Source organism: Paracoccus zhouxuedongae (genome assembly GCF_041927815.1).
GTDB lineage: Bacteria > Pseudomonadota > Alphaproteobacteria > Rhodobacterales > Rhodobacteraceae > Paracoccus.
Genome location: NZ_JBHFHM010000012.1, coordinates 22,760 through 41,641, shown reverse-complemented (window position 1 = coordinate 41,641; position 18,882 = coordinate 22,760). Strand labels below are relative to the sequence as shown.

The window sequence follows — 18,882 nt, the reverse complement described above, 5'->3', positions numbered from 1 at the left end:
CTACATTCCCCTGCGTCCGAGACTGACCGCGCGTGCGATATCCGCCGCAACCTGTGTTCTGGATTGCCGGAAGCTCTCGGCATCGCGGGTCATGATGGTGACATTGACGGAGGGTGCGCCACCGCGCCCGCCATATCCGACGGCCTCGCGGCGGGAGAGCACGCGCTCGCCGCGCTGCAGGATCGCAGGCACCTCGTCCGGCTTCAGGCCCACCCAGCCGCCGGAATGCATCCGCGGGGCACCCGCGAAGGCCAGCGCCGGGACCATGCGGCCGAGGCCGGGTGCGCCGACCATGCCGCCCGCATGCAGGACCGAAGCAAACATGCCGCCCGCGCCGCCGAGCACGCCCGACAGCAGCCCCGCCAGAGGGCCGAGGATGAAGCGCCGCGCGGCGAGCCGGGCCAGATCGGCAATCATCGAGGTGACCAGATCGCGGAAGTCGAGCTTGCCCTTGCGGACGAAGTCGGCGACGGCGTTCTCCGCCGCCCCAAACGCGCCCACCAGCGCCTGGCCGATATCCGCGCCGATCTCGCGGGCCCTTGCGGCATAGTCCGCGAGCGCGGCGGTGACCGCCTGCCAGCCGGTGACGGCTTCCTCGGCGCCGGTGGCGGTCTGGGTTCCGGCCTCGCGCCCGGCAGCGCCTGCACGACCGGCCGAGGTTTCCGCCTCGTCCAGCGCCTCGGCCACGCGCCGGGCCCCGGCGGCGGCGGCGTCCAGCGCGCCTTCGGTCTCTTCGCCCGAGCCGCGCACCGCCTCGACCAGCGCGGTGACCGCCTCGCGGACCCCGTCGAAGGCCCCGGCACGTGTGTCCGCCGCCCTCTGGCGGAATCGCTCGGCCATGGTGCCCGCGTTGCTCGCGGCATGGTCGAGCATGGAGGCCCAGGACTGCGCGCCGAACCAGTCGATCTGGAAATCCGCCCCGATCCGGTCCGCCACGGCGTTGAAGGTGGGCCCGATCATCCCGAGGAAATCGGCCCATTTGCCCGCGAGGAAGGCCATGAGCCGAGACCAGATGCTCTCGATGTCGGCACGCAGCGCCCGGAAATCGTCGACCAGCGAGCCCATCGTGGTCTTGATGCCGTCCCAGACCGCCCGGGCCACGTTGCCCATAAGCTCCAGCGCGTTGCCGAAACCCCCGGCACCCGTGACGAGGCGGGAGAATTGATAGACCAGCTCACCTGCGCCGACGATCAGTGCGCCGATCCCGGTGCGGATCAGCGCGCCGCGCAGGACCACCAGGGCCGTGGCCAGCCCACGCACCGAGAGTGCGGCCGCCGCGAGCCCGGCAACCCAGCGCCCCGCCATGAGGGCGGCGAAAGTGCCCGCGATGCTCACCAGCCGCCCGAGGTTGTCGAACAGCGTCCGGATCGCGATGCCGAGCGGGCCCGTCGTGCGCGCGACCGCCGCCATGGCGTTGGCGACGGCCTCCAGCGCAGGCGCGGCGGCGACCGCCAGCTGGTTCGACAGACCGCGCCAGATCAGGCCGAGGCGCGAGATCGCGTCGTTGGTGCGTTCGATCTGGCGAGCGTCCTGATCGCTGACCACCACGCCGAAGTCGCGCACATCCTGCGTGGCCTGCCGCAGCGTGGCGGTGTCGATCCGCGTGAAGACCAGCGCCGCCCGATCGCCGAAGAGCTGCGAGGCGACGGCCGCGCGCTCGGCCTCGGGCACGAACTCCGCCAGCCGATCCTGGATCAGCGCAATGCGCTGGTCGAGCGGAAGGGCCTGCAGCTCCCCGGCCGAGAGGCGCAGGCGGCGCAGGGCTTCCGTCGCAGGCCCAGCCCCGGCGGCGGCCTGTGACAGCCGCCGCGTCAGCTGCGCGGTCGCCTGCTCGATCTGGCCCATGGACACGCCCGCCAGATCGCCCGCGCGCTCGAGCACCTGGATGCTCTCAACCGTCGTGTCGAGCGAGGCTGCGAGCTTGGCCTGCGCATCGACGGTGGACAGACCCGAGCGGATCATCGCCGTGGCCGCCGCCGAAAGCGCCCCGGCCGCCGCCGCCGCCGCGATCCGTGCCCTACGCGCGAAGGCGGCGAGGCGGGTGTTGGCCAGCTCCATCTCGCGCGACAGCCGTCCGAAACCTCGGGCCCCGGCCTCGCCGATACCCTCCAGTTCGGCACGCACCTGCCGGCCGCCCACCGCCGCGAGGCGGATGGATACGCGTTTTTCGGTCATCCCGCCATCCTCTTTGCATGCGCCATTGACATATGCGCCATTGGCGCACATATGGGGTCATGAGCCTTGTCACTGTTGTCGAGACACCGGAGTTCCAGCGCCGTGCGCGCAGCCTGATGTCGGAGGACGAACGGCTGGCCCTGATCGATTTCGTCGCGCGCAATCCGACGGCAGGGGTGTCCATCGGGGGCGGGGTGCGCAAGTTCCGCTTCGCGCGTGACGGTGGCGGCAAGAGCGGCGGGTATCGGGTGATCCACTTCTTCAGCCCGGAGGCTGGTGTGCCGATCTTCCTCATCACGGTCTTCGCGAAGAACGAGAAGGCCAATCTGACCCCGCGCGAAACGGACATGGTCAGGCAATTGGGCGAGGCCCTTGCGGCAAGTTACGGGAGGACGCCATGAGCGACGCATTCAAGAGCATCGAAACGGGTCTGCAGGAGGCTCTGGCGCATGCGCGGGGCGAGAGGGTCGGCACCGTCCACGAGATCGAGCTGCCGGACCCTGATGTGCAGGCGATCCGGGCGCGCACGGGTCTGTCGCAGTCGGAATTCGCGCGCAGCATCGGCGTGAAGAAGGGCACGCTCCTGAACTGGGAGCAGCGCCGTCGCAGCCCCGAAGGACCGGCGCGGGTTCTGCTGGCGTTGATCGACAAGGATCCGCAGATCGTCCAGCGCACGCTCGTGCGCTGAGACAGCTACAGGCGCGCGGCTGCCAACTGCTCGTTGATCCGGCGCACCATCACCGCCTCGATGGGCGGCAGGAGTTCGGCCATGGCCAAGGGCGGCACGCCCAGCGCCCGGCCGAGGCTGAGCGCCGCGCCCATGTCCCAGCCGATTACCGCGCCGGGGAGGATGCGCAGCTGGCCGCCGAGGCGTTGTGCCAGGTCCCAGATTTGCGCGCCCTCCCAGGTCAGCGCGCGGTTCAAGCGCGCGGGGCAGTCGGGGCACGGCCCCGCGCACGCCGCGCAGTAGCTTTCGCCCCCACCGTAGGACCATTCGGCGAGGGCGCAGAGGCGTTTTTTTCCTGTTCCAGCAGCAGGCCCTTGGCAACATAGGCCGCCTGGAAAGCCTCGAAGGCGGGCCAGATTTCCAGCAGGGCGTCGATGCCCTCGGGCGTCACCCCGACCGGGTTCCCGTCCGCATCGCCGACGCCCTCCCAGTCCAGCACCGCGCGCCGGGCGACTGCCTTGGCCATGGCCAGCGCCAGTTCCTCGGTTGTCGCCTCGGGCGGCAGCGCCTCGACCACTGGATCGGCGCGGGCCGAGACCATCAGCGCGGTGGTGAGCGGGCGCAGCTTCAGCCGGACGCCGGGCAGAAGGTCGAGCCAGCGCGGCGCATTCGTCAGATCCAGAGTCAGCATCAGTAGGTCCCTCGCTCATTCACCAGCGTCACCGTGCACATCCGCCCCAGCGCCGGATCGACCGCTGCCTGCCAGTCGAAGGTCGCCTGGATGCCCTGCGGCCCCGGCACCTCGATGCGCGGGCGCGGCAGGTAGACGGAGTGGATGGCGAAGGTCAGGCTTTCACCGGAGGGCAGCTCCCAGCCGAGTTCGATCTCGCACGGATCCCCGGCGATGGCCTGGTTCGCCAACACCTGGTCGGCAAAGCGCACCTCCATCCGCCCCGTGAGCGCGGCCATGCCGGGGTCGGCCCCGTCGATCCGGCCATCGGCTCGGATGGTCTCGATCCGGTCGAGATTGTTGGCATAGGTCACCTCGGCGGTGACGAGGTTGCCCAGCGCCGTGCCGTTGCGCGTCACCGTGCCGTTGAAATGGCCGAAGCGCAGGAGGTCGAGTGCTGCCGGTGTGCCCGCGCCGGTGGTCGCGGTCAGGGCCTCGCCTTGTGCCACCAGTCGGGCGGTCGCCGTCAGCAACCCCGCCCGCTGCATCTGGAACGACAATTGGTCGACGACGCAGCCCGCGTACATCGCGAAGCGCGGCACCTCGGGCATGGCGACCTCGATGGCCATCGAGGGCAGCACCCAGCCGCCCGAGCGGAACTCGTGCGTGAAGGGGCCAGGCCCGGTGCCGGTGGTGGTGGGCGCGCCGAACGTCCCCTTCAGCCAGAAGCCGAAGCCATTGGCATCGATCGGCACGACCACATCGCCGTCCGCCGTCAACGCATCCTTGATCGGCGCCAGCGGATCGCGGCCGCAGCCGAGAAGCTCGGAGTTCAGGAGCGGCTGCTCGGCCCCCAGCGTGGTGCTGGCAAACGGCATCCGCGTGTAGCCGCTGGCGGGCGGCGTGCCATAGGTCGTCTCGAACGCCAGCGCCATCTGCGCCCGCGCCCCATGGGCTCGTGCCATCGTCTCGTCTCCTGTGATGTTGGGGGTCAGGCCAAGGGGTCGGCCGTGCTGTAGTGCAGGATCACCGGGATTACGGCCGCCTTCAGGCTCGCCGCGCCCTCGACCGGCAGATCGACCGGGCGCGGGGCTTCCGCCTCGACCCAGTCGCAACGCCCGCCCAGTGTGCGGTCGGCAGAGATGGCCGCACCGATGCTGGCGCAGAGCACAGCGAAGGTCGTGTCCCGATCAGCGCTCTGAACCACCGCCTCGATCTCGGCGCGGTGCTGGTAGTGGTAGCGCAGCGGTGACAGCGTCACGCCCGGCTCTCCCGGCTCGCCATCGCGCAGGATCATCAGACCGGCCGCGGGCACGCGCTCGGGCAGCACATCGCCGCGCAGCACCGGCACATGCGGCACCGTACGCAACAAGTCCGCCAGGGCAATGAGGATGGTCTCGCGGGGTGTCATCCGATCTTTCCTTCCACCCAGTTCGCGACAATGGCTCCGGGGATGGCCTCCTGCGCCCGGGCGGCATCGCGGGCGAGGTCAAGCCGCTTGCGCAGCTGCACCTGCGGCACGAGCAGGAAGATCGGGACCGTGGTCACGCCGCGGCCCGTCCTCGATCTGCTTGCCACGGCCCGCCCGCGCGTGTTCAGCCGCCCTTCGGCCACCAGCAGACTCGGGCCGGTGCGGCGATATACGAAGCGCAGGCGCAGGCCCGAGCGGCGCTCCCATTCACCGGGGGTGATCCGCCGACCGCGCGAGGATTTGCCCGCCGCTTCGGTCGGTATCGCCAGCCAGAACCCGTTGCGCGAGCGGATCAGCGGGCCGGTATCATGGGCACCGATGATGACCGGGGCCTTGGACCAGACCACCGCTGCCGCGCTGAGGCTGGGTCGGCCCTTCGGGAACTGCTCGGAGCGGATGGTGTTGGCCAGGCGCTGGCCCAGCCCCGCGCCGGTGATCTGCGCGCGCCAGGAGGATTTCACGCTGTTGCCAGCCTCGCTGACAGCCTGGCTGACGGCCCTCTCGCCGACCTTGACCTCGGCGGCCATCATGGCGACGAGGTCAGGGGTGATGTCGAGTTTCAGCTTCATGCGGGCCTCAGATCCACGGTCCAGATGAGCCGTTCCCTGTCCCGCACCGGCTCGCCCTGAATGAGGAAGGCCTCGCCCTCGATCTCGACCCGGTCGCCCGGGCGCGGGGCTGGCACCTCGGCCACGCGAAGGTCGATGCGCGTGGTCTCGGACCAGAGCCGCGCGTCGCCGAAACCCGTGATCTCGTCCGCGCGGCGCGTCACCACGCGGATGAGCAGGGGTGCGCCACCGTCCGCGACGTAGGTTGCATCTCGGGCGATGTTGGGATCGCGGAACAGGCCGTCGATGGCAGCGGCGAAGACCGACATGCGCGCGCCCGTCAGTTCGAGCTGTGCAGGCGGATCGCGAGGCGCGGGCGCTTGTTGACCGGCAGGATCGAGGCCTCGGTCATCAGATCGATCCAGCGGCCCTTGGCGTCCATCATCTGGCGGGCATAGAGCGGCAGGCCGATGGTATTGGCGGTTTCGAGCAGGTTCGCAGGCCCGCCATAGGTGGTGAAGGTGTCGAAGGTGCCGAGTGGGAAGGCGATGCCCTCGCCAGTGGGGATCAGCCGTTCCGATGTCCCGTTCGAGAGGGTGACCGAGCCGTTGTACTCCTCGAAGAGGATGCCCGCGAAGGGAAACGCCCGGCGCATGTCCTCGCGCAGGGGCTGGCCGCCGGTGGCTGAGAAGAACTTGTAGGCGTCCTCGGTCTTGGGGTGGCTGATCAGCTTGTCGAAGAATTCCGAGCTGACCAGCGCATGCGCCGTGGTCATGGTCTCGCCCAGCAGATTGTCCTCGATGGCGCGCAGGGTGGTGCGGACCTTGCCCTGAATGTTGGTGCCTGCCGTGCCGAAGACGAAGTCGACCGAGATCTGCGCGAGCCCGAATTCGGTGAAGTAGTTGTAGAGGGTCGTGCCCGCACCATCCTTCACGATGCCGCGCAGCGCGTTCATCTCCATGTATTCCCGGGTCTGGGCATGCTTGCGGCGCATCAGCGTCAGCTTGCGGTTCATCACCTCGACCAGCGGATCGGCCGCGTCCGAGACGCCCAGCGCGGGCATGCCCTGGATGTCGGCGGGCAGGATCACGTCGTCATGCGGGATCCACGGGAGCGCGAAGCTGCGCATGGAGCGCGCCTCGCGGTTGCCGACGGTGGCGGGGGCGCCGAGCGGGACGGAGGGCAGGAGGCTCAGCACCCCCTCGCGCTGTTCGATGACGATGGAGCGCTGGGTGACGCCCGCGAAGCGGAACAGGCCGATCTGGCCGAGGCGGGTGTAGAGGTTCGGCAGGATGTTGATGGCCTGCGTCATCTCGGCGAGCGAGTAGCCGCCCGCGTCGAACGGGTTGCGGGTGATGGTCATGGGGAACTCCGGGGAAAGAGGGGCAGGGGGGAGATGCGCGCCGCCGGATCAGGCGGTGTCGCGGGGCACGATGCCCAGCGCGGCCAGCTGGCCATGCTTGGTGGCCGTCTTGGGCGCGTCATCGACGGTGGCATCGAAGACCAGCGCGGCCTTCGAGACGATGGCGGGGCCGCGCGCGACCACCACGCCGATGGCGTCTGTGGCGCTGGCATCGACGGCGTAGAGCAGCACGGCGGCCGCGGTCTGCGCGCCGTCGGAGCCGCCCGATGTGGCGAGCTTGTACTTGCCGCTCGCGGTGATGCGGCCGAGCACGGCACCGACGGGATAGTTGGTCCCCTCGAGCAGCGTGACGGTCTCGCGGGTGTAGTTCGGGTTGACCTCGTACTTGAGGACATCGCCCGTCGTGGCGGGCTGGTGAAGGACGGTCATGGCGGGGTTCCTTTCTCGGGGATGCAGGGGACCGGACCTCGCCGCGGCGAAGCGGCGGGGGTGAGGGACGGGCGGTTTCAGGGTGTGGCGATGGGGGCTGTCGGGTTTCAGGCCCGGTGGCCCGATGCCGCGGCGCGTTTCGCGGCGGCGACGATGGGGCTTTCCTTCGCCAGCGGCAGGACCGGCGAGCGCGGGGCGGCAACGATGTCGCGGGCATCTGCGGCCGCACTGGCGCGCTCGAGCACCAGGCGGCGCAGGGCCTCGGGGGTGGTGCCCTCGCGGAGCGCCTTTGCCGCGTCGATGGCGATGCCGAGGCGGCCCGCCTGCGCCGCGATCTCGGCGATCTCCGCCGCCGCCTCGCGCAGCTGCGCCGAGAGCTCGGCCAGATTGCCCGCCTGCGGGGCGGTCGGCGCGGGGGCAGCTGCCGTGGCGGCAGGCGGTTGCGATGGTTCCGGAGGCGCGGCAGGCAGATCATCGGGGGTATCGGTTTCACCGTCATCGATGTCCGTCACGTCTGCTCCCACGTCCTGCGGGCTGTCCTCGTTGTCGTTCTCGGTGGCCATCATTGCCTCCTGTCTGGGGTGGGTTGTGGATCGGGTTGGGATGCAGGCGCGGAAGCGGCCTGGCGTGAGGCCAGGTCCGCGCGCCAGCATCTGCCGGAAGGCGGCAAAGCCGCGGGCCAGATCACTGACCTCATCGGCGAGGCCTGCGGCGACGGCATCCGCCCCGCGGAAGGTGGCCGCCTCAGTCGCCAGCGCAGCGTCTTGGCTCAGCCGCCCGGCGCGGCCTGCGGCGACGGTTTCCGCGAAGAGAAACCGCAGCACGTCGATCTCGCGCTGAATGTCGTCGCGCACGCCCCCGGGCAGGGGCTGGTAAGGATTGCCATCGACCTTGTGGCGGCCGGAGTGGATCAGCGTCACGCGCACCCCGTCCTGATCGAGCTGGCCGCTGAGGTCGGCATGGAGCACAACGACACCGATGCTGCCCAGCGCGCCGGTGCGTGGCACGAGGATGCGGTCGGCCTGAGATGCCAGCGCATACCCGGCCGAGAAGGCGTGTTCGGCGACAAAGGCCCAGACCGGCTTGGCTCCTCGGATGGCACGAATGCGATCTGCGAGGTCGAAGACCCCGGCCACCTCGCCGCCGAAACTGTCGATTTCCAATGCGAGGCCGCGCACCGCCGGGTCGCTGGCCGCCGCCTCGATCTGCGCCGCGATCCCCTCGTAGCTGGTCTGGCCCGAGGACTGTCCGATCCAGCCACCCCGGTGGATCAGCACGCCCGCGATCTCGATCACCGCGATGCCGTCGACGATCGGGTAGGGCGCATCGCCATGCTGGCGCAGGTTCTCGGTCAGGCCACCGCCGAGAATGCTGGCGCGCGCCGGCGGGGTGGTATTGGGCGCATCGGGCAGTTCATGGTCTGCCAGCTCGACCTTGCGCCCGAGGACGCGCGGTCCAAGCCCTGACAGGAACGCCATGGCCTTGGAGGGTTCCACCAGCAGTGGCGTGTTGAAGGCGCGCGCGGCAATCCGGGCGTGGAGCATCAGGGCTGGTCCTCGTCTGTGCGGGGGCGGTCCTCCGCGTCATCGGTTGTGTCGGTGTCGTCATCGCCGTGCGGCACCGCCTGCACGCCCTGCGCGGGCGAGCCGGGGCGGCGGAAGTCGAGGCCCAGCAAGCGCTCGCGGGCCCGTTCCACCGCGATCTCGCGGTCGACCTGTTCGGCGTCGTAGCCCCGCTCGGCGATGGCCTGCGTGCGGGACTTCAGCCCGGCCTCGATCTGGGCGATTTCGGCATTGGCGTCCTTCAGCGGATCGACCCAGTCCCACTTGGTGGGCAGCCAGTCGGCAGTGAGCAGCCGCGCGCGGTTCGCCTCGTAGCCGGGCAGGGTGAGGGTGCCCGACAGCACGGCTACATCCATCCAGCGCGCATAGACCGGGCGGCAAAGCTGCCAGACCATCACCGAATGCTGCCAGGCCGAGACGCGGCGGCGGAACTCGATGAGCGCCAGACGCGAGTTCGAGAAGTTGCCCTTCACCATGTCATTGGCAAGGTAGGGATAGGGGATCCCCAGCGCGGCCGAGATCTGCAGGAGTGTGCGGTACTGGAACGGCTCGTAGGTCGCGCCGCTGTCGGCGGGCTGGCCCACGGTGACATCCTCGCCGGGGTTCAGGCGGACGATCTGCCCCGGGCTGAGCTCCACACTTGCAGGGGCGTCCTCGTCCTCGGCCGGGGCGAGCGGGTTCTCAGGCGCGGGCGAGGTCACGAACATCGCGTACATCGCCGCGACCTTCTTCCGGTCGAGCTCGGCATCATCGTACTGATCGAGCAGGAAGAGCTTCACGATGGCCGGGGCCAGTTTCGACACGCCGCGCAGCTGGCCGCCCTCGACCGGGTCGATGACGTGGATCACCTCGGCGGCGGGCACGCGGACGATCTCGCCCGCCAGCCCCGGATCGGTGCTGTCGCCGGGATGCCGGCGCAGGAAGTGATAGGCGACCCGGCGCCCGATCCGGTCGAACTCGATCCCCTGGCGGATCGCGTTGCCATTGGCGGCCGTGCCGGTCTGCTCCAGCGGCAGCATCTCCGCAGGCAGCATCTGCAGCTGCAGCGGCACAGTGAGCCCATCGCCCGCTCGGCGCATTCGGATCCGGAAGAAGACCTCGCCCGCCATGAACACCTCGCGGGCTGCGCGGCGCTGCAGCCCGTAGAAATCCGTCAGCCCCTCGGCGTCGGCCTCGTCGGTCCATGCGAGCCAGAGGCGCTGCAGGTCCTCCTTCTGCGCGGCATCGCCGATCTTCGAGATCGGCTTGATCCCGTCGCCGACGGTATTAGCGGCCCAGCTCTCGACCGCGTTCACCGCATAGCCGTTGTTGCGCACAAGCCAGCGCGCGCGAGCAGTGATGTCGGGGCCAGCGGCCGCAATCAGCGCGTTGACATGCGCGCGGGTCGCGCGAAACCCGCGCAGGCGGCGATGGTGCTGGCCGGCGTCGAACCCGCCGATGAAGGCCCCGAGGCGCTGCCGCCAGTTCATCACAGATCCTTCACGGCATGGGGGCGCAGCACTCTGCGACTGATCCGTTCCAGCGCCGCGATACGGCGCTCGATGTCGGCAATGGCGGCGGCCAGTTCCGCGTCCGAGCCATAGTTGATGCTCTTGCCGTCATAGCTGACCGAGCGCGTGCCACTGTAGCGCGCGGCCAGCAGCGCGCTGTGGCGGACCTTGAGATCATCGAGGGTCATCGGGGTTCCGGTCATTCCATGTAACGGGGCGTGCTGATCTTCCAGCCGCGCCGCCGGGGGCCGGTGATGCGCCCGGCCTCGGGCACGGTCGGTTTCTCGGGCGCCGCGTGCTGCGCGACGGCGGTTTCCACACCGGCCTGCTTCTCCAGCTGCCGCCACATCCGCTCGTCGAAGCGGTCGGCGCCAAGGATCCATGCCGCAGCCCGGGCATAGATGCGGGCGTCGAGCGCCTCGTTGCGCTCGCGCAGCTTTTGCCATTCCTGCCGGGCATAGCCGCGCCGGTCCCGGATGGTGACCAGCTGCTCGGCGACGAGTTGCTTGAGCCATTCGCTGTCGGCCCAGTCCGGCAGGTGGATCGTGCCAGCCGGATCGGGAGTGCCCCGCGCGCGATCTTCATCTGACGGCCGCTCGATGCGCAGATAGCGATAGGTTTCGGCCTTGAAGGTGGCCGTGGCCACGGTCCAGAGCCGCGCCCCGCGTTTCAGCTTGCGGCCATTCACGGTCGCATCGACGAAGGTCGGCCCCGACACGGGCGTGGCTCGGTTGAACCCCTCGAGCCCTTTCACGGGCGCGACCTGCGCGATGCCCTGCTTGCGGGACCAGGCATAGACGGCGGCGGACTCGTAGCCGGTGTCGATGGCGAGCTTGGCCAGCGTCATGAACGCGCCGTTCTCGTGCTGCCATGTCTGGCTCAGCAGGGTGGTTAGCTTCTCCCAGCAGGCCGGGTCATCGGGTCCGCCCGGAATGACGATGTGATCGACGAGCCAGCTTTCCAGACCACGCCCCCAGGCCCAGACATCGACCTCGATCCGGTCCTTCTGCACATCCGCCCCTGCGGTCAGGAACAGCCCGCCCATGGGGATCTGCGCTTGGAAAGCAAAACGCCGATCCGCCAGCCGCTGCCATTCCGGCGCCTCGCCGCTCTCGATCCAGGTCTCGCCCAGAAGCGTGTTGCGCGCGGCGCGCAGCATCTCGTCCGAGCCCTGTGCCGCGAGCCAGTCCCGCGCGATCTGCTCCCAGCTTTTCCAGCCGATCGGGGAATAGAGGGCCGAGAGGTGGAAGCCGATCGACTTCGGGTCCGTCGCGACGGAGGTGGCCCGCCATTCGCCCCGCGCCAGCATCTCCGTCTTGTGATGCTCGGCGATGGGGCGTTCGCAGCCCGCGCAAGTGTAGGCCGCCGTTTCCGGTCGCCCCTTCGCCCAGCGCAGCCGATCGAACTGCAGCCATTGCCGATGCCCGCAATGCGGGCAGGGGACAAAATACCGTCGCTGGTCGGAGGCCTCGAACTCGCGCTCGATGCGCGACAGCCCCCGGATGGTCGGGGTCGAGACCATGAACACCTTGCGCCGGTGGGCGAAGGTGGTTGTCCGCGCTTCGGCCAGTGTGACCGGATCGCCCTCCTCGTCGGCGGAAGCCGGATAGGCGTCGACCTCGTCGAGGAACACATAGCGCGCGGGCATCGACCGCAGGCCGGTCGCGCTGTTGGCCCCGGTCAGCACCAGAATGCCGCCGGGAAATTCCTTGGACAGCATCGAATTGCCGGCATCGCGCGAGCGGGCGGGGCTGACGCGTTCCTTGAGCGCCGGGCTGTCCTCGATCAGCGGATCGATCCGGCCGCGCGAAGTCCGCTTGGCCATCTCGACCGTGGGCAGCACCGCCAGCATCGGTCCCGGCGCATGGTGGATCACGAAGCCGATCCAGTTGTTGCCGGCTTCCGTGGCGCCGACCTGCGCGGCCTTCATGAAGCTGATGCGCTGTGCCGGGTGGCTTGGGGACAGCGCATCCATGATGCCGCGCAGATAGGGCGTGCGCGCGGTGCGGTACCGTCCCGGCTCGGCCGAGGCGCGCGAGCTGAGCCAGCGGTGCGCATCCGCCCATTCCGACACGGTCAGGTCGGCGTCCGGCCGCATGCCCCGCCGCCAGGCGCGCAGGATGTCCTCGGCCCCGTCGAAGCCGAGGTCGAGCCCCTCGGTCAGGTTGTTGTCTTGTTCTCCTTCATGCAAGCGAGACCCGGAGGTCTGCGAGGGCGTCGAGCTGCTCTCGGACATGGGTTTCCAGCACCCTCTGCAGGATCGCAGTCTCGATCGTCACGGGCACCCCCGAGGCCTTCTCCATCTCTGCGGACAATTGCGCGGCCATCAGCGCGGCCACGCGGGTGGGCCAGGTGACCCATGTATCGCGCTCCTGGCGCGCGAGGCGAAACGCCAGCGTCTCGGCGCGCGCGCGGTCGACCAGAACGCCCTTCTTCTTCTGAATGGCGATCTGCTTGTCCTGCGCCATGTAGACGGTCAGGGCGGTGCGGGCCTTGATGTAGGACGAGGTGTCGCCCGGCCCGCTGATCATCCCCTCGCCACCGCGCGACCGCATCTGCTGGTCAGGATCCGTAATTGCGCCGCGCCGCGCATCAGACGCCGCCGCGTTGATCGAGCCGTCGGCGAAGAGCACCAGCCGCCCGTTCTTGCGCGCCTTCTGCACCGCCCCGCGCGAGAGGCCGGAATGTGCGGCATAAGCGCGTTCGGACATGCCTTCCATGGCGCTGTGATGATCCTCAAGATATTGGAATTAAACAGAAATAGTCCGCTTATCCAGTTGATTACACTTCCGGATAGAGCGATTCATGGTGTCAGGAAACGGGTGCATCGCGCCCCGCCAGACAAGGAACGAAGCCATGCCCAGGCGCAAACCGAACCCTGAAGCCGCCCGCGACGCCCAGCTGCTCGAGATCGCCCGGCGCCAGTTCCACCTCGAGACGCTCGAGACCCGCAACCGGGACCGGCTGGATTTCCACGACGTCGCCGTCTGGGCCATCCGCGCCGCGCTCGAGGAAGCCTTCGAGGCCGGACGCCGCGCAGGCCCTGCCGACACCCAACCGTGAAAGGACACCCACATGACTGCCATCACCACCATCCGCATCGATCACGCCGCCCTGCCGGACCCGCTGAACCTGAAGGACCGCGACGCCGCCGCCCGCATGATCGAGGCCGCGCTGCGCGAGGAGGGGATCACGGCCGAGGCCTCGGACGTCATCTCGCACATCAAGATCGAGCTGCCGACCACCCAGCTCGCCGCTGCCAGCACCATGCTGGCGAGCCTCCAGCTGATCTGAGGGAGGGCAGGATGAGCACTCGCGCGCAGATCGCCATCCAGATCGGGGCCGAACAATGGGCCCATGTGTACTGCCATTACGACGGCTATCCAGAGCACATGCTGCCCGCGCTGGCCCCGTGGACGCCAGAGGACATTCTCGGGGCCCGCGAGATCCGGCAGGTCCGTGCCGATGCGCTCGACTGCTTCGATCCACCCCGCGAGCCACCGATCCTGCCGCGTCCGACCCGCGAGCTCTGCAACCTCTACGTCTGGCAGGACGGCGCGTGGGTCGAACTGGATCCCGAGGCCGCGAAGCCTGAGGAGCTCCCATCATGACGCAATCCTTCAATTGCCTGACCGAGGGCGAGACCCTCGACGACCTGATCCGCCGCGAATGCGCCGTCGGCTTCGATCTGCGCTTCTGCCGCAGCGTCGCCGTGTCCGAGCACGACCGGGACACGATCACCTGCGACCCGCCCGAGGCGGAGTTCGCGACGCTCTATGCCCTGACCGATCTGGGTGAGGCCATCGCGATCCATGACGCCGACCTGACCAGCGCCGGAGCGGATGAGGTCGCCGCCGTCGCCCGCGCGCTGTTCGTGGCCTTGGTCAACGCTCGCCGCGATCCGCCCGATGCCGCCCAGCGCCACGAGGCGGAACAGGCGGTGCTGACCGAGCCGGATCGCATCGCATGATCTGCCGCGCGATCAGATAGCAATCCTATTGCTCTGATTTGCCTACGATAATCGCAGCGTCAGAGCGATGGTTGTCTCACGGAAACGATGCAACTCACCACGGAGCCACCAGGATGACCCGCCTCAACCCGATCACCACCCCGCGCCATGAACTCCGCGCCGAGAAGGCGCGCCGCAACCGCGAAGCCGCCTTGGCCGCCTTCATCGGCAAGAAGGCCGAGATCGACGAGATGCTCGCCCGCCTGCAGGCGCTCAGCGACGACCACTTCGACTGCCACCCCGACGAGGTCGGCTGGGCCATGGTCGGAACGATGGAACACTACGCCAGCCTCCTGAAGCGCATCACGGACAGCGCCTTCGGCGAGGGCGAACACGCCCGCTGATCTCCGGCACCGCCGGAACTCCTGCCGCGCGCCTGCGCGGCCTGGGGTCGTGGAAGGCCGGCGATGATCGCGGCCGTGACCCGGAGACGCTCTGATGCCCAAACTCACCGACACGCAGTCCATCATCCTCAGCCGCGCCGCGACCCGCCCCGGCAATCTGGCCATGCCGCTGCCCGAAGGCCTGCATGGCGCTGCCGCGCAGAAGGCCGTCATCGCGATGATCACGCGCGGTTGGCTGGAGGAGGTCGATGCCGACCTCCGCCGTGGCGAGCCGCTCTGGCGCGAGACCGGCGATGGCCACGGCACCACGCTGATCGCCACCGAGGCCGGGCTGGAAGCCATCGGGATCGAGCCGGTCGCGGCCAGTGCCGTCGCCAGCGCGCGGAAGGCGACGCCGCAGAAGGACGCCGAACCTGCACCGACGAGAGGGGAAACCGACGCGCCAAAGCCCGTCACCATCCGCGCCGGCACCAAGCAGGCGCAGATCATCGCGCTGCTGCAGCGGCCCGAGGGCGCGTCCATCGCGGAGATCGTCGAAGCGACGTCGTGGCAGTCTCACACCGCTAGAGGGGCCATTTCCGGCGCGCTGAAGAAGAAGCTGGGCCTGCCTGTCACGGCCGAGAAGGTCGAGGGCAGGGGGACCGTCTACAAGTTGAGCGCCTGAGCCTTCACTGATCGCGGAGGCACGCCGCCGTCCTGTTGCCGGGACGGCGGTTTTCCCTTGCCGCAGAGCAGGTCTTGCGCGGCGGCCTGCGGGCTCAGCTTTTCTTCTTCTCGCCGAGCGAGACCGGCTTCGTCGCGCCGGAATTTGCCGTCGCCAGAACCTTCGGCTTCTCCTGCTTCGGCTTTTTCGCTTCCTTGTTTCCGCGGCTGTTGTTGCCTTTTCCCATGACGTCCTCGCAGGCTGATTTTCCGGTCCGGCGACATGCCGGACGGACCGATCCTCAGGAAAATCATGGTTGCCTGATCAGCGTCAGGGCGATGACCTTGATGAGTCGCGCGGGCTGTCTGCTTGAGAACCACCGCGCTGAGGAAATCTATGTATCCACGCGCTTTCTCGCAAGGCTCGCGGATGGTGATCGCTCGGGCTTCATCGCAAGGACGCCACGCGGATCGCCTCGAACAGCCTGCGCAGGGCGTAGCCACGAACCAGGGAGATCGCGGTGAAGATCCCGCCCAGCGCCAGGTTTTCACCAAGGCTCGGGTGCAGGCCAAACCAGGGGAACACCATGATCTGCGTGGCGACGGCCAGCGCGTAGCCCAGCGCGACAAGCGCGTAGCCCAGCGCGACATTGGTGACGGCCTCGATCAGCGACATGCGGCGCGATTGCGTCATGCCCGCTTCCTCGACCGGCGCGCAGGCTTCTGGGCTTCCTCCTCCATGACGATACGATTGGCTGCTCGCCCCGTCGCCATCTCCCACCGCCGGACAGCGACGTCGCAATAGACCGGGTCAAGTTCCACCGCGCAGCAACGCCGCCCGGTGCGTTCGGCCGCGATCAGCTGTGTGCCGGAGCCGCAGAAGGGTTCGAATACCATGTCGCCGGGATCGGTGAAGGCCTCCAGCACCGCCTCGACCAGCGCCACGGGGAACACGGCTGGGTGAGATCCGGCGGCACCCAGCCCGCCCTTGTGGCGCATGACGCGGAACACACTATCGGGGATGCGGTGGCTCTGGATCGCGTTGCCGAAGCCGGTCTTGCGATGGACGGTACCATCAGCGCCGCGCAACCCGCCGCCGCCGAGAGTCTCGCCCGCATGCTTGCTCTCCACCGTCTTGTTCGGCTTCCGGGGCTGGCGATTGAAGTGGAAGATGAACTCGTGCGAGGGCGCCAGCCGCCCGTTCCAGTCGCCAGGCAGGCCGGGCCCCTGGTCCCACACGTACCAGCCAAACCGCCGCCAACCCTGCACGCGCATCCAGTCGACCCAGTCCTCCCAATACGGCAGCCACTCGCCATCGCGATGGACGAGGCCGAGGTTCACCAGCAGCTGGGCATCGGCGGTGACGGGCGCCGCGGCGAAGACACCCTGCATCAGCGCATCCCAATCGCCGACCTTTTCCTTCGCCGCGCCGTAGTCGCGTTGCTGGGCATAGGGCGGGGAGGTGAACAGCAGCGAGGCCCGCGCCCCGTCCATCAGTCGCGCCACCACGGCCGGGTCGGTGGCATCGCCGCAGATTAGACGGTGCTCGCCCAGCGCCCAGATGTCGCCGGGGCGGGTGATGGGCTCGACCGGAGGCTCGGGGATGGTGTCGGCCGTGTCATCGTCGATGGGCGCGCGGTCGTCGGCAGCATCGTGGAGCAGGGCATCCAGCTCGTCCTCGGGGATGCCGATCAGGCCGAGGTCGAAATCATCGGCCAAGAGCCCGCGCAGTTCTTCCAGAAGCAGGGCCTCGTCCCAGCCGCCCATCTCGGTCAGTTTGTTGTCGGCGATGCGGTAGGCCCGCCGCTGCGCCTGGGTCAGATGGTCCAACACGATGACCGGCGCCTCGGCCAGCCCCAGCTGCGCCGCGGCCAGGACGCGCCCATGGCCCGCGATCAGCTCGCCGTCGGCCGCGACGAGGCAGGGAACGGTCCAACCGAACTCGGCCATGCTGGCGGCGATCCTTGCCACTTGGCCGGCGTCGTGGGTCTTCGCGTTCCTGGCGTAGGGTTTCAGCCGATCCAGCGGCCAGAACGCGATCTGGCTTGGGCGGACATGATGCGTCATGCAGCCAGCCTCTTCGCCTTCAGGGCGGCGAAACTCTCGCCGGTTTCCGCCAGCACCGCCTCCTTGCCGGTGAAAGATTGCCAGCGTTCGATGGCCACATCGACATAGGCCGGGTTCAATTCGATCCCGTAGCAGACCCGGCCGGTGGTTTCCGCCGCGATCAGCGTCGTGCCGGATCCCATGAAGGGTTCATAGACCGCCTGGCCGGGGGACGAGTTGTTCAGGATCGGGCGGCGCATGCATTCCACCGGCTTTTGCGTGCCGTGCACGGTGTCTGCGTCCTGGTCCCGGTTGGCGATCTGCCACAGCGTCGTCTGCTTGCGGTCACCTGCCCAGTGACCCTTGCCCTTGGCGCGCACCGCATACCAGCAGGGTTCGTGCTGCCAGTGGTAATCGCCGCGGCTGAGGACCAGCCGGTCCTTGGCCCAGATGATCTGCGACCGGATCGCGAAACCGGCCGCCACCAGGCTGTCCGCCACGGTCGCGGCATGCAGTGCGCCATGCCAGACATAGGCGACATCGCCGGGGAACAGCGCCCAAGCCTCGCGCCAGTCGGCGCGGTCGTCGTTCAACACCTTGCCGGTGCGCTTGGTCTTCGCCGCGCCCGCCTGGTTGCGCCAGGACGGGTCATACTCCACGCCATAGGGCGGGTCAGTCACCATCAGGAGCGGGCGCACATCGCCCAGCAGCCGCCCGACCACATCGGCCGCGGTGCTGTCGCCGCAGATCAGCCGGTGAGAAGCCAGCTGCCAGAGGTCGCCCGGCACCGACACCGGCGTGACGGGAAGCTCCGGAACATCGTCCTCGCCCTCGACTGGGCCATCCCCGCCCAGCGCCTCGGGATCCCGGAGCAGGGCGTCGAGATCATCTTCGCTGATGCCGAGCAGGGTCAGGTCGAAGTCCTCGGCCAAGAGCCCCGCGATCTCGTCGCGCAGCAGGGCCTCGTCCCATTCGCCCAGTTCGGTGAGCTTGTTGTCGGCGATCCGGTAGGCCCGGCGCTCGGCCTCGTCCAAGTGGCTGAGCCGGATCACCGGCACCTCGGTCAGCCCGAGCATGGTCGCGGCCAGCACACGGCCGTGACCCGCGATCAGTTCGCCGTCATCAGCCACCATGCAAGGGACGGTCCAGCCGAACTTGGCCATGCTGGCGGCGATCTTCGCGACCTGGTCGTCGCCGTGCATTTTGGCATTGCGGGCATAGGGGCGCAGCCGGGCAATCGGCCAGGTTTCGATCTGGCTCGGCGCAAAGACCAGGTCCATGGGGCGGGGCTCAGGATGTGGGGATGAAAACGAAAAGCGCCCGCGAGGGAGTTCCTGCGGGCGCAATTCTTCGATGATCAAGGGGTAGGGCAAGGGGGGCAGGTCTGTCAATCTGAAAAGCGACGTGGATTCAATAGGTTCTCACGAAGTGGTTTCCCACGATGGCTTCTGGTCACCTGGCTTCCC

At 68.8% G+C, this 18,882-nt stretch carries 26 protein-coding genes; 8 read left to right on the top strand and 18 right to left on the bottom strand.

The genetic code is table 11. From position 1 onward, the window contains the following. Nucleotides 1-2,175, bottom strand: a complete 2,175-nt coding sequence (locus ACEYYA_RS13060; protein ID WP_374801339.1) for a phage tail tape measure C-terminal domain-containing protein — start codon at nucleotides 2,173-2,175, stop codon at nucleotides 1-3. Nucleotides 2,176-2,234: 59 nt separating this feature from the next. Here ACEYYA_RS13060 and ACEYYA_RS13055 point away from each other — a divergent pair, with 59 nt between their 5' ends. Together ACEYYA_RS13055 and ACEYYA_RS13050 are read left to right on the top strand one after the other, a co-directional pair. Then, entirely contained in the window at nucleotides 2,235-2,576 is a 342-nt protein-coding gene (locus ACEYYA_RS13055; protein WP_374801338.1) for a type II toxin-antitoxin system RelE/ParE family toxin, read from the top strand. Further along, complete coding sequence (locus ACEYYA_RS13050) at nucleotides 2,573-2,863, top strand: helix-turn-helix domain-containing protein (protein ID WP_132696844.1); 291 nt, start codon at nucleotides 2,573-2,575, stop codon at nucleotides 2,861-2,863. The genes ACEYYA_RS13055 and ACEYYA_RS13050 overlap by 4 nt, the downstream gene beginning before the upstream one ends. Before the next feature lie 5 nt (nucleotides 2,864-2,868). Here the strand turns inward: ACEYYA_RS13050 and ACEYYA_RS13045 are convergent, their stop codons facing one another. The 13 genes from ACEYYA_RS13045 to ACEYYA_RS12985 all read right to left on the bottom strand — a co-directional run bounded on the left by ACEYYA_RS13045 (nucleotide 2,869) and on the right by ACEYYA_RS12985 (nucleotide 13,095). Further along, the gene (locus tag ACEYYA_RS13045) at nucleotides 2,869-3,099 is read right to left on the bottom strand and encodes a DUF7697 family protein (RefSeq protein WP_374801337.1); all 231 of its coding nucleotides are present in this window, start codon (nucleotides 3,097-3,099) and stop codon (nucleotides 2,869-2,871) included. Next, nucleotides 3,096-3,533, bottom strand: coding sequence for a hypothetical protein (locus ACEYYA_RS13040; RefSeq protein WP_374801336.1), 438 nt, complete (start codon nucleotides 3,531-3,533; stop codon nucleotides 3,096-3,098). Before ACEYYA_RS13040 ends, ACEYYA_RS13045 begins: the two co-directional genes overlap by 4 nt. Next, the gene (locus ACEYYA_RS13035) at nucleotides 3,533-4,477 is read right to left on the bottom strand and encodes a phage tail tube protein (RefSeq protein WP_374801335.1); all 945 of its coding nucleotides are present in this window, start codon (nucleotides 4,475-4,477) and stop codon (nucleotides 3,533-3,535) included. Before ACEYYA_RS13035 ends, ACEYYA_RS13040 begins: the two co-directional genes overlap by 1 nt. A 26-nt stretch (nucleotides 4,478-4,503) precedes the next feature. Next, entirely contained in the window at nucleotides 4,504-4,923 is a 420-nt protein-coding gene (locus ACEYYA_RS13030) for an acyl-CoA transferase (RefSeq protein ID WP_374801334.1), read from the bottom strand. Beyond that, nucleotides 4,920-5,552 (bottom strand): DUF6441 family protein, encoded by a 633-nt coding sequence (locus tag ACEYYA_RS13025; RefSeq protein ID WP_374801333.1) that lies wholly within the window; start codon nucleotides 5,550-5,552, stop codon nucleotides 4,920-4,922. Before ACEYYA_RS13025 ends, ACEYYA_RS13030 begins: the two co-directional genes overlap by 4 nt. Next, the gene (locus ACEYYA_RS13020; protein WP_374801331.1) at nucleotides 5,549-5,860 is read right to left on the bottom strand and encodes a head-tail joining protein; all 312 of its coding nucleotides are present in this window, start codon (nucleotides 5,858-5,860) and stop codon (nucleotides 5,549-5,551) included. Before ACEYYA_RS13020 ends, ACEYYA_RS13025 begins: the two co-directional genes overlap by 4 nt. Before the next feature lie 11 nt (nucleotides 5,861-5,871). Further along, nucleotides 5,872-6,894: a major capsid protein gene (locus tag ACEYYA_RS13015; protein WP_374801329.1), complete on the bottom strand. Its 1,023-nt coding sequence runs from the start codon at nucleotides 6,892-6,894 to the stop codon at nucleotides 5,872-5,874. A 48-nt stretch (nucleotides 6,895-6,942) separates the two neighbouring features. Beyond that, on the bottom strand, nucleotides 6,943-7,323 hold the full coding sequence (locus ACEYYA_RS13010; protein ID WP_153749783.1) for a head decoration protein: 381 nt from the start codon (nucleotides 7,321-7,323) through the stop codon (nucleotides 6,943-6,945). A 107-nt stretch (nucleotides 7,324-7,430) separates the two neighbouring features. After that, on the bottom strand, nucleotides 7,431-8,867 hold the full coding sequence (locus tag ACEYYA_RS13005) for a S49 family peptidase (RefSeq protein ID WP_374801327.1): 1,437 nt from the start codon (nucleotides 8,865-8,867) through the stop codon (nucleotides 7,431-7,433). Beyond that, the gene (locus ACEYYA_RS13000; RefSeq protein ID WP_374801325.1) at nucleotides 8,867-10,354 is read right to left on the bottom strand and encodes a phage portal protein; all 1,488 of its coding nucleotides are present in this window, start codon (nucleotides 10,352-10,354) and stop codon (nucleotides 8,867-8,869) included. Before ACEYYA_RS13000 ends, ACEYYA_RS13005 begins: the two co-directional genes overlap by 1 nt. After that, nucleotides 10,354-10,563: a phage head-tail joining protein gene (locus ACEYYA_RS12995; protein WP_374801323.1), complete on the bottom strand. Its 210-nt coding sequence runs from the start codon at nucleotides 10,561-10,563 to the stop codon at nucleotides 10,354-10,356. The genes ACEYYA_RS13000 and ACEYYA_RS12995 overlap by 1 nt, the downstream gene beginning before the upstream one ends. Before the next feature lie 11 nt (nucleotides 10,564-10,574). Next, a complete protein-coding gene (locus ACEYYA_RS12990; protein ID WP_374801321.1) occupies nucleotides 10,575-12,611 on the bottom strand; it encodes a phage terminase large subunit family protein in 2,037 nt (678 codons plus the stop codon). Then, entirely contained in the window at nucleotides 12,559-13,095 is a 537-nt protein-coding gene (locus ACEYYA_RS12985) for a hypothetical protein (protein WP_374801319.1), read from the bottom strand. Before ACEYYA_RS12985 ends, ACEYYA_RS12990 begins: the two co-directional genes overlap by 53 nt. A 136-nt stretch (nucleotides 13,096-13,231) precedes the next feature. On the opposite strand from ACEYYA_RS12985, the gene ACEYYA_RS12980 reads away from it, so the two are divergent. The 6 genes from ACEYYA_RS12980 to ACEYYA_RS12955 all read left to right on the top strand — a co-directional run bounded on the left by ACEYYA_RS12980 (nucleotide 13,232) and on the right by ACEYYA_RS12955 (nucleotide 15,392). After that, the gene (locus ACEYYA_RS12980; RefSeq protein WP_374801317.1) at nucleotides 13,232-13,438 is read left to right on the top strand and encodes a DUF6900 domain-containing protein; all 207 of its coding nucleotides are present in this window, start codon (nucleotides 13,232-13,234) and stop codon (nucleotides 13,436-13,438) included. A gap of 12 nt (nucleotides 13,439-13,450) precedes the next feature. Further along, nucleotides 13,451-13,669, top strand: coding sequence for a hypothetical protein (locus ACEYYA_RS12975; RefSeq protein WP_374801315.1), 219 nt, complete (start codon nucleotides 13,451-13,453; stop codon nucleotides 13,667-13,669). Between the two features lie 11 nt (nucleotides 13,670-13,680). Further along, the gene (locus ACEYYA_RS12970; RefSeq protein ID WP_374801313.1) at nucleotides 13,681-13,986 is read left to right on the top strand and encodes a hypothetical protein; all 306 of its coding nucleotides are present in this window, start codon (nucleotides 13,681-13,683) and stop codon (nucleotides 13,984-13,986) included. Next, on the top strand, nucleotides 13,983-14,345 hold the full coding sequence (locus ACEYYA_RS12965) for a hypothetical protein (protein ID WP_374801311.1): 363 nt from the start codon (nucleotides 13,983-13,985) through the stop codon (nucleotides 14,343-14,345). The genes ACEYYA_RS12970 and ACEYYA_RS12965 overlap by 4 nt, the downstream gene beginning before the upstream one ends. Before the next feature lie 113 nt (nucleotides 14,346-14,458). Continuing rightward, complete coding sequence (locus tag ACEYYA_RS12960) at nucleotides 14,459-14,728, top strand: hypothetical protein (RefSeq protein ID WP_374801309.1); 270 nt, start codon at nucleotides 14,459-14,461, stop codon at nucleotides 14,726-14,728. A gap of 94 nt (nucleotides 14,729-14,822) precedes the next feature. After that, nucleotides 14,823-15,392 (top strand): DUF3489 domain-containing protein, encoded by a 570-nt coding sequence (locus ACEYYA_RS12955; protein ID WP_374801307.1) that lies wholly within the window; start codon nucleotides 14,823-14,825, stop codon nucleotides 15,390-15,392. Here ACEYYA_RS12955 and ACEYYA_RS12950 read toward each other — a convergent pair. From ACEYYA_RS12950 to ACEYYA_RS12935, 4 genes are all read right to left on the bottom strand, one after another. Beyond that, complete coding sequence (locus tag ACEYYA_RS12950; protein ID WP_374801305.1) at nucleotides 15,374-15,685, bottom strand: hypothetical protein; 312 nt, start codon at nucleotides 15,683-15,685, stop codon at nucleotides 15,374-15,376. The genes ACEYYA_RS12955 and ACEYYA_RS12950 overlap by 19 nt on opposite strands. A 133-nt stretch (nucleotides 15,686-15,818) precedes the next feature. After that, nucleotides 15,819-16,064, bottom strand: coding sequence for a DUF7220 family protein (locus ACEYYA_RS12945; RefSeq protein ID WP_374801303.1), 246 nt, complete (start codon nucleotides 16,062-16,064; stop codon nucleotides 15,819-15,821). Further along, nucleotides 16,061-17,437: a site-specific DNA-methyltransferase gene (locus tag ACEYYA_RS12940; RefSeq protein WP_374801301.1), complete on the bottom strand. Its 1,377-nt coding sequence runs from the start codon at nucleotides 17,435-17,437 to the stop codon at nucleotides 16,061-16,063. Before ACEYYA_RS12940 ends, ACEYYA_RS12945 begins: the two co-directional genes overlap by 4 nt. Next, nucleotides 17,434-18,696, bottom strand: coding sequence for a site-specific DNA-methyltransferase (locus ACEYYA_RS12935; protein ID WP_374801367.1), 1,263 nt, complete (start codon nucleotides 18,694-18,696; stop codon nucleotides 17,434-17,436). Before ACEYYA_RS12935 ends, ACEYYA_RS12940 begins: the two co-directional genes overlap by 4 nt. Nucleotides 18,697-18,882: the final 186 nt, after the last annotated feature.

What these genes read in the sequence shown, in the direction of transcription:
- ACEYYA_RS13060 (WP_374801339.1), bottom strand. Translation starts at nt 2,175, where the DNA reads ATGACCGAAAAACGCGTATCCATCCGCCTCGCGGCGGTGGGCGGCCGG.
- ACEYYA_RS13055 (WP_374801338.1), top strand. Translation starts at nt 2,235, where the DNA reads ATGAGCCTTGTCACTGTTGTCGAGACACCGGAGTTCCAGCGCCGTGCG.
- ACEYYA_RS13050 (WP_132696844.1), top strand. Translation starts at nt 2,573, where the DNA reads ATGAGCGACGCATTCAAGAGCATCGAAACGGGTCTGCAGGAGGCTCTG.
- ACEYYA_RS13040 (WP_374801336.1), bottom strand. Translation starts at nt 3,533, where the DNA reads ATGCTGACTCTGGATCTGACGAATGCGCCGCGCTGGCTCGACCTTCTG.
- ACEYYA_RS13035 (WP_374801335.1), bottom strand. Translation starts at nt 4,477, where the DNA reads ATGGCACGAGCCCATGGGGCGCGGGCGCAGATGGCGCTGGCGTTCGAG.
- ACEYYA_RS13030 (WP_374801334.1), bottom strand. Translation starts at nt 4,923, where the DNA reads ATGACACCCCGCGAGACCATCCTCATTGCCCTGGCGGACTTGTTGCGT.
- ACEYYA_RS13025 (WP_374801333.1), bottom strand. Translation starts at nt 5,552, where the DNA reads ATGAAGCTGAAACTCGACATCACCCCTGACCTCGTCGCCATGATGGCC.
- ACEYYA_RS13020 (WP_374801331.1), bottom strand. Translation starts at nt 5,860, where the DNA reads ATGTCGGTCTTCGCCGCTGCCATCGACGGCCTGTTCCGCGATCCCAAC.
- ACEYYA_RS13015 (WP_374801329.1), bottom strand. Translation starts at nt 6,894, where the DNA reads ATGACCATCACCCGCAACCCGTTCGACGCGGGCGGCTACTCGCTCGCC.
- ACEYYA_RS13010 (WP_153749783.1), bottom strand. Translation starts at nt 7,323, where the DNA reads ATGACCGTCCTTCACCAGCCCGCCACGACGGGCGATGTCCTCAAGTAC.
- ACEYYA_RS13005 (WP_374801327.1), bottom strand. Translation starts at nt 8,867, where the DNA reads ATGCTCCACGCCCGGATTGCCGCGCGCGCCTTCAACACGCCACTGCTG.
- ACEYYA_RS13000 (WP_374801325.1), bottom strand. Translation starts at nt 10,354, where the DNA reads ATGAACTGGCGGCAGCGCCTCGGGGCCTTCATCGGCGGGTTCGACGCC.
- ACEYYA_RS12995 (WP_374801323.1), bottom strand. Translation starts at nt 10,563, where the DNA reads ATGACCCTCGATGATCTCAAGGTCCGCCACAGCGCGCTGCTGGCCGCG.
- ACEYYA_RS12990 (WP_374801321.1), bottom strand. Translation starts at nt 12,611, where the DNA reads ATGTCCGAGAGCAGCTCGACGCCCTCGCAGACCTCCGGGTCTCGCTTG.
- ACEYYA_RS12985 (WP_374801319.1), bottom strand. Translation starts at nt 13,095, where the DNA reads ATGGAAGGCATGTCCGAACGCGCTTATGCCGCACATTCCGGCCTCTCG.
- ACEYYA_RS12980 (WP_374801317.1), top strand. Translation starts at nt 13,232, where the DNA reads ATGCCCAGGCGCAAACCGAACCCTGAAGCCGCCCGCGACGCCCAGCTG.
- ACEYYA_RS12975 (WP_374801315.1), top strand. Translation starts at nt 13,451, where the DNA reads ATGACTGCCATCACCACCATCCGCATCGATCACGCCGCCCTGCCGGAC.
- ACEYYA_RS12970 (WP_374801313.1), top strand. Translation starts at nt 13,681, where the DNA reads ATGAGCACTCGCGCGCAGATCGCCATCCAGATCGGGGCCGAACAATGG.
- ACEYYA_RS12965 (WP_374801311.1), top strand. Translation starts at nt 13,983, where the DNA reads ATGACGCAATCCTTCAATTGCCTGACCGAGGGCGAGACCCTCGACGAC.
- ACEYYA_RS12960 (WP_374801309.1), top strand. Translation starts at nt 14,459, where the DNA reads ATGACCCGCCTCAACCCGATCACCACCCCGCGCCATGAACTCCGCGCC.
- ACEYYA_RS12955 (WP_374801307.1), top strand. Translation starts at nt 14,823, where the DNA reads ATGCCCAAACTCACCGACACGCAGTCCATCATCCTCAGCCGCGCCGCG.
- ACEYYA_RS12950 (WP_374801305.1), bottom strand. Translation starts at nt 15,685, where the DNA reads ATGATTTTCCTGAGGATCGGTCCGTCCGGCATGTCGCCGGACCGGAAA.
- ACEYYA_RS12945 (WP_374801303.1), bottom strand. Translation starts at nt 16,064, where the DNA reads ATGACGCAATCGCGCCGCATGTCGCTGATCGAGGCCGTCACCAATGTC.
- ACEYYA_RS12940 (WP_374801301.1), bottom strand. Translation starts at nt 17,437, where the DNA reads ATGACGCATCATGTCCGCCCAAGCCAGATCGCGTTCTGGCCGCTGGAT.
- ACEYYA_RS12935 (WP_374801367.1), bottom strand. Translation starts at nt 18,696, where the DNA reads ATGGACCTGGTCTTTGCGCCGAGCCAGATCGAAACCTGGCCGATTGCC.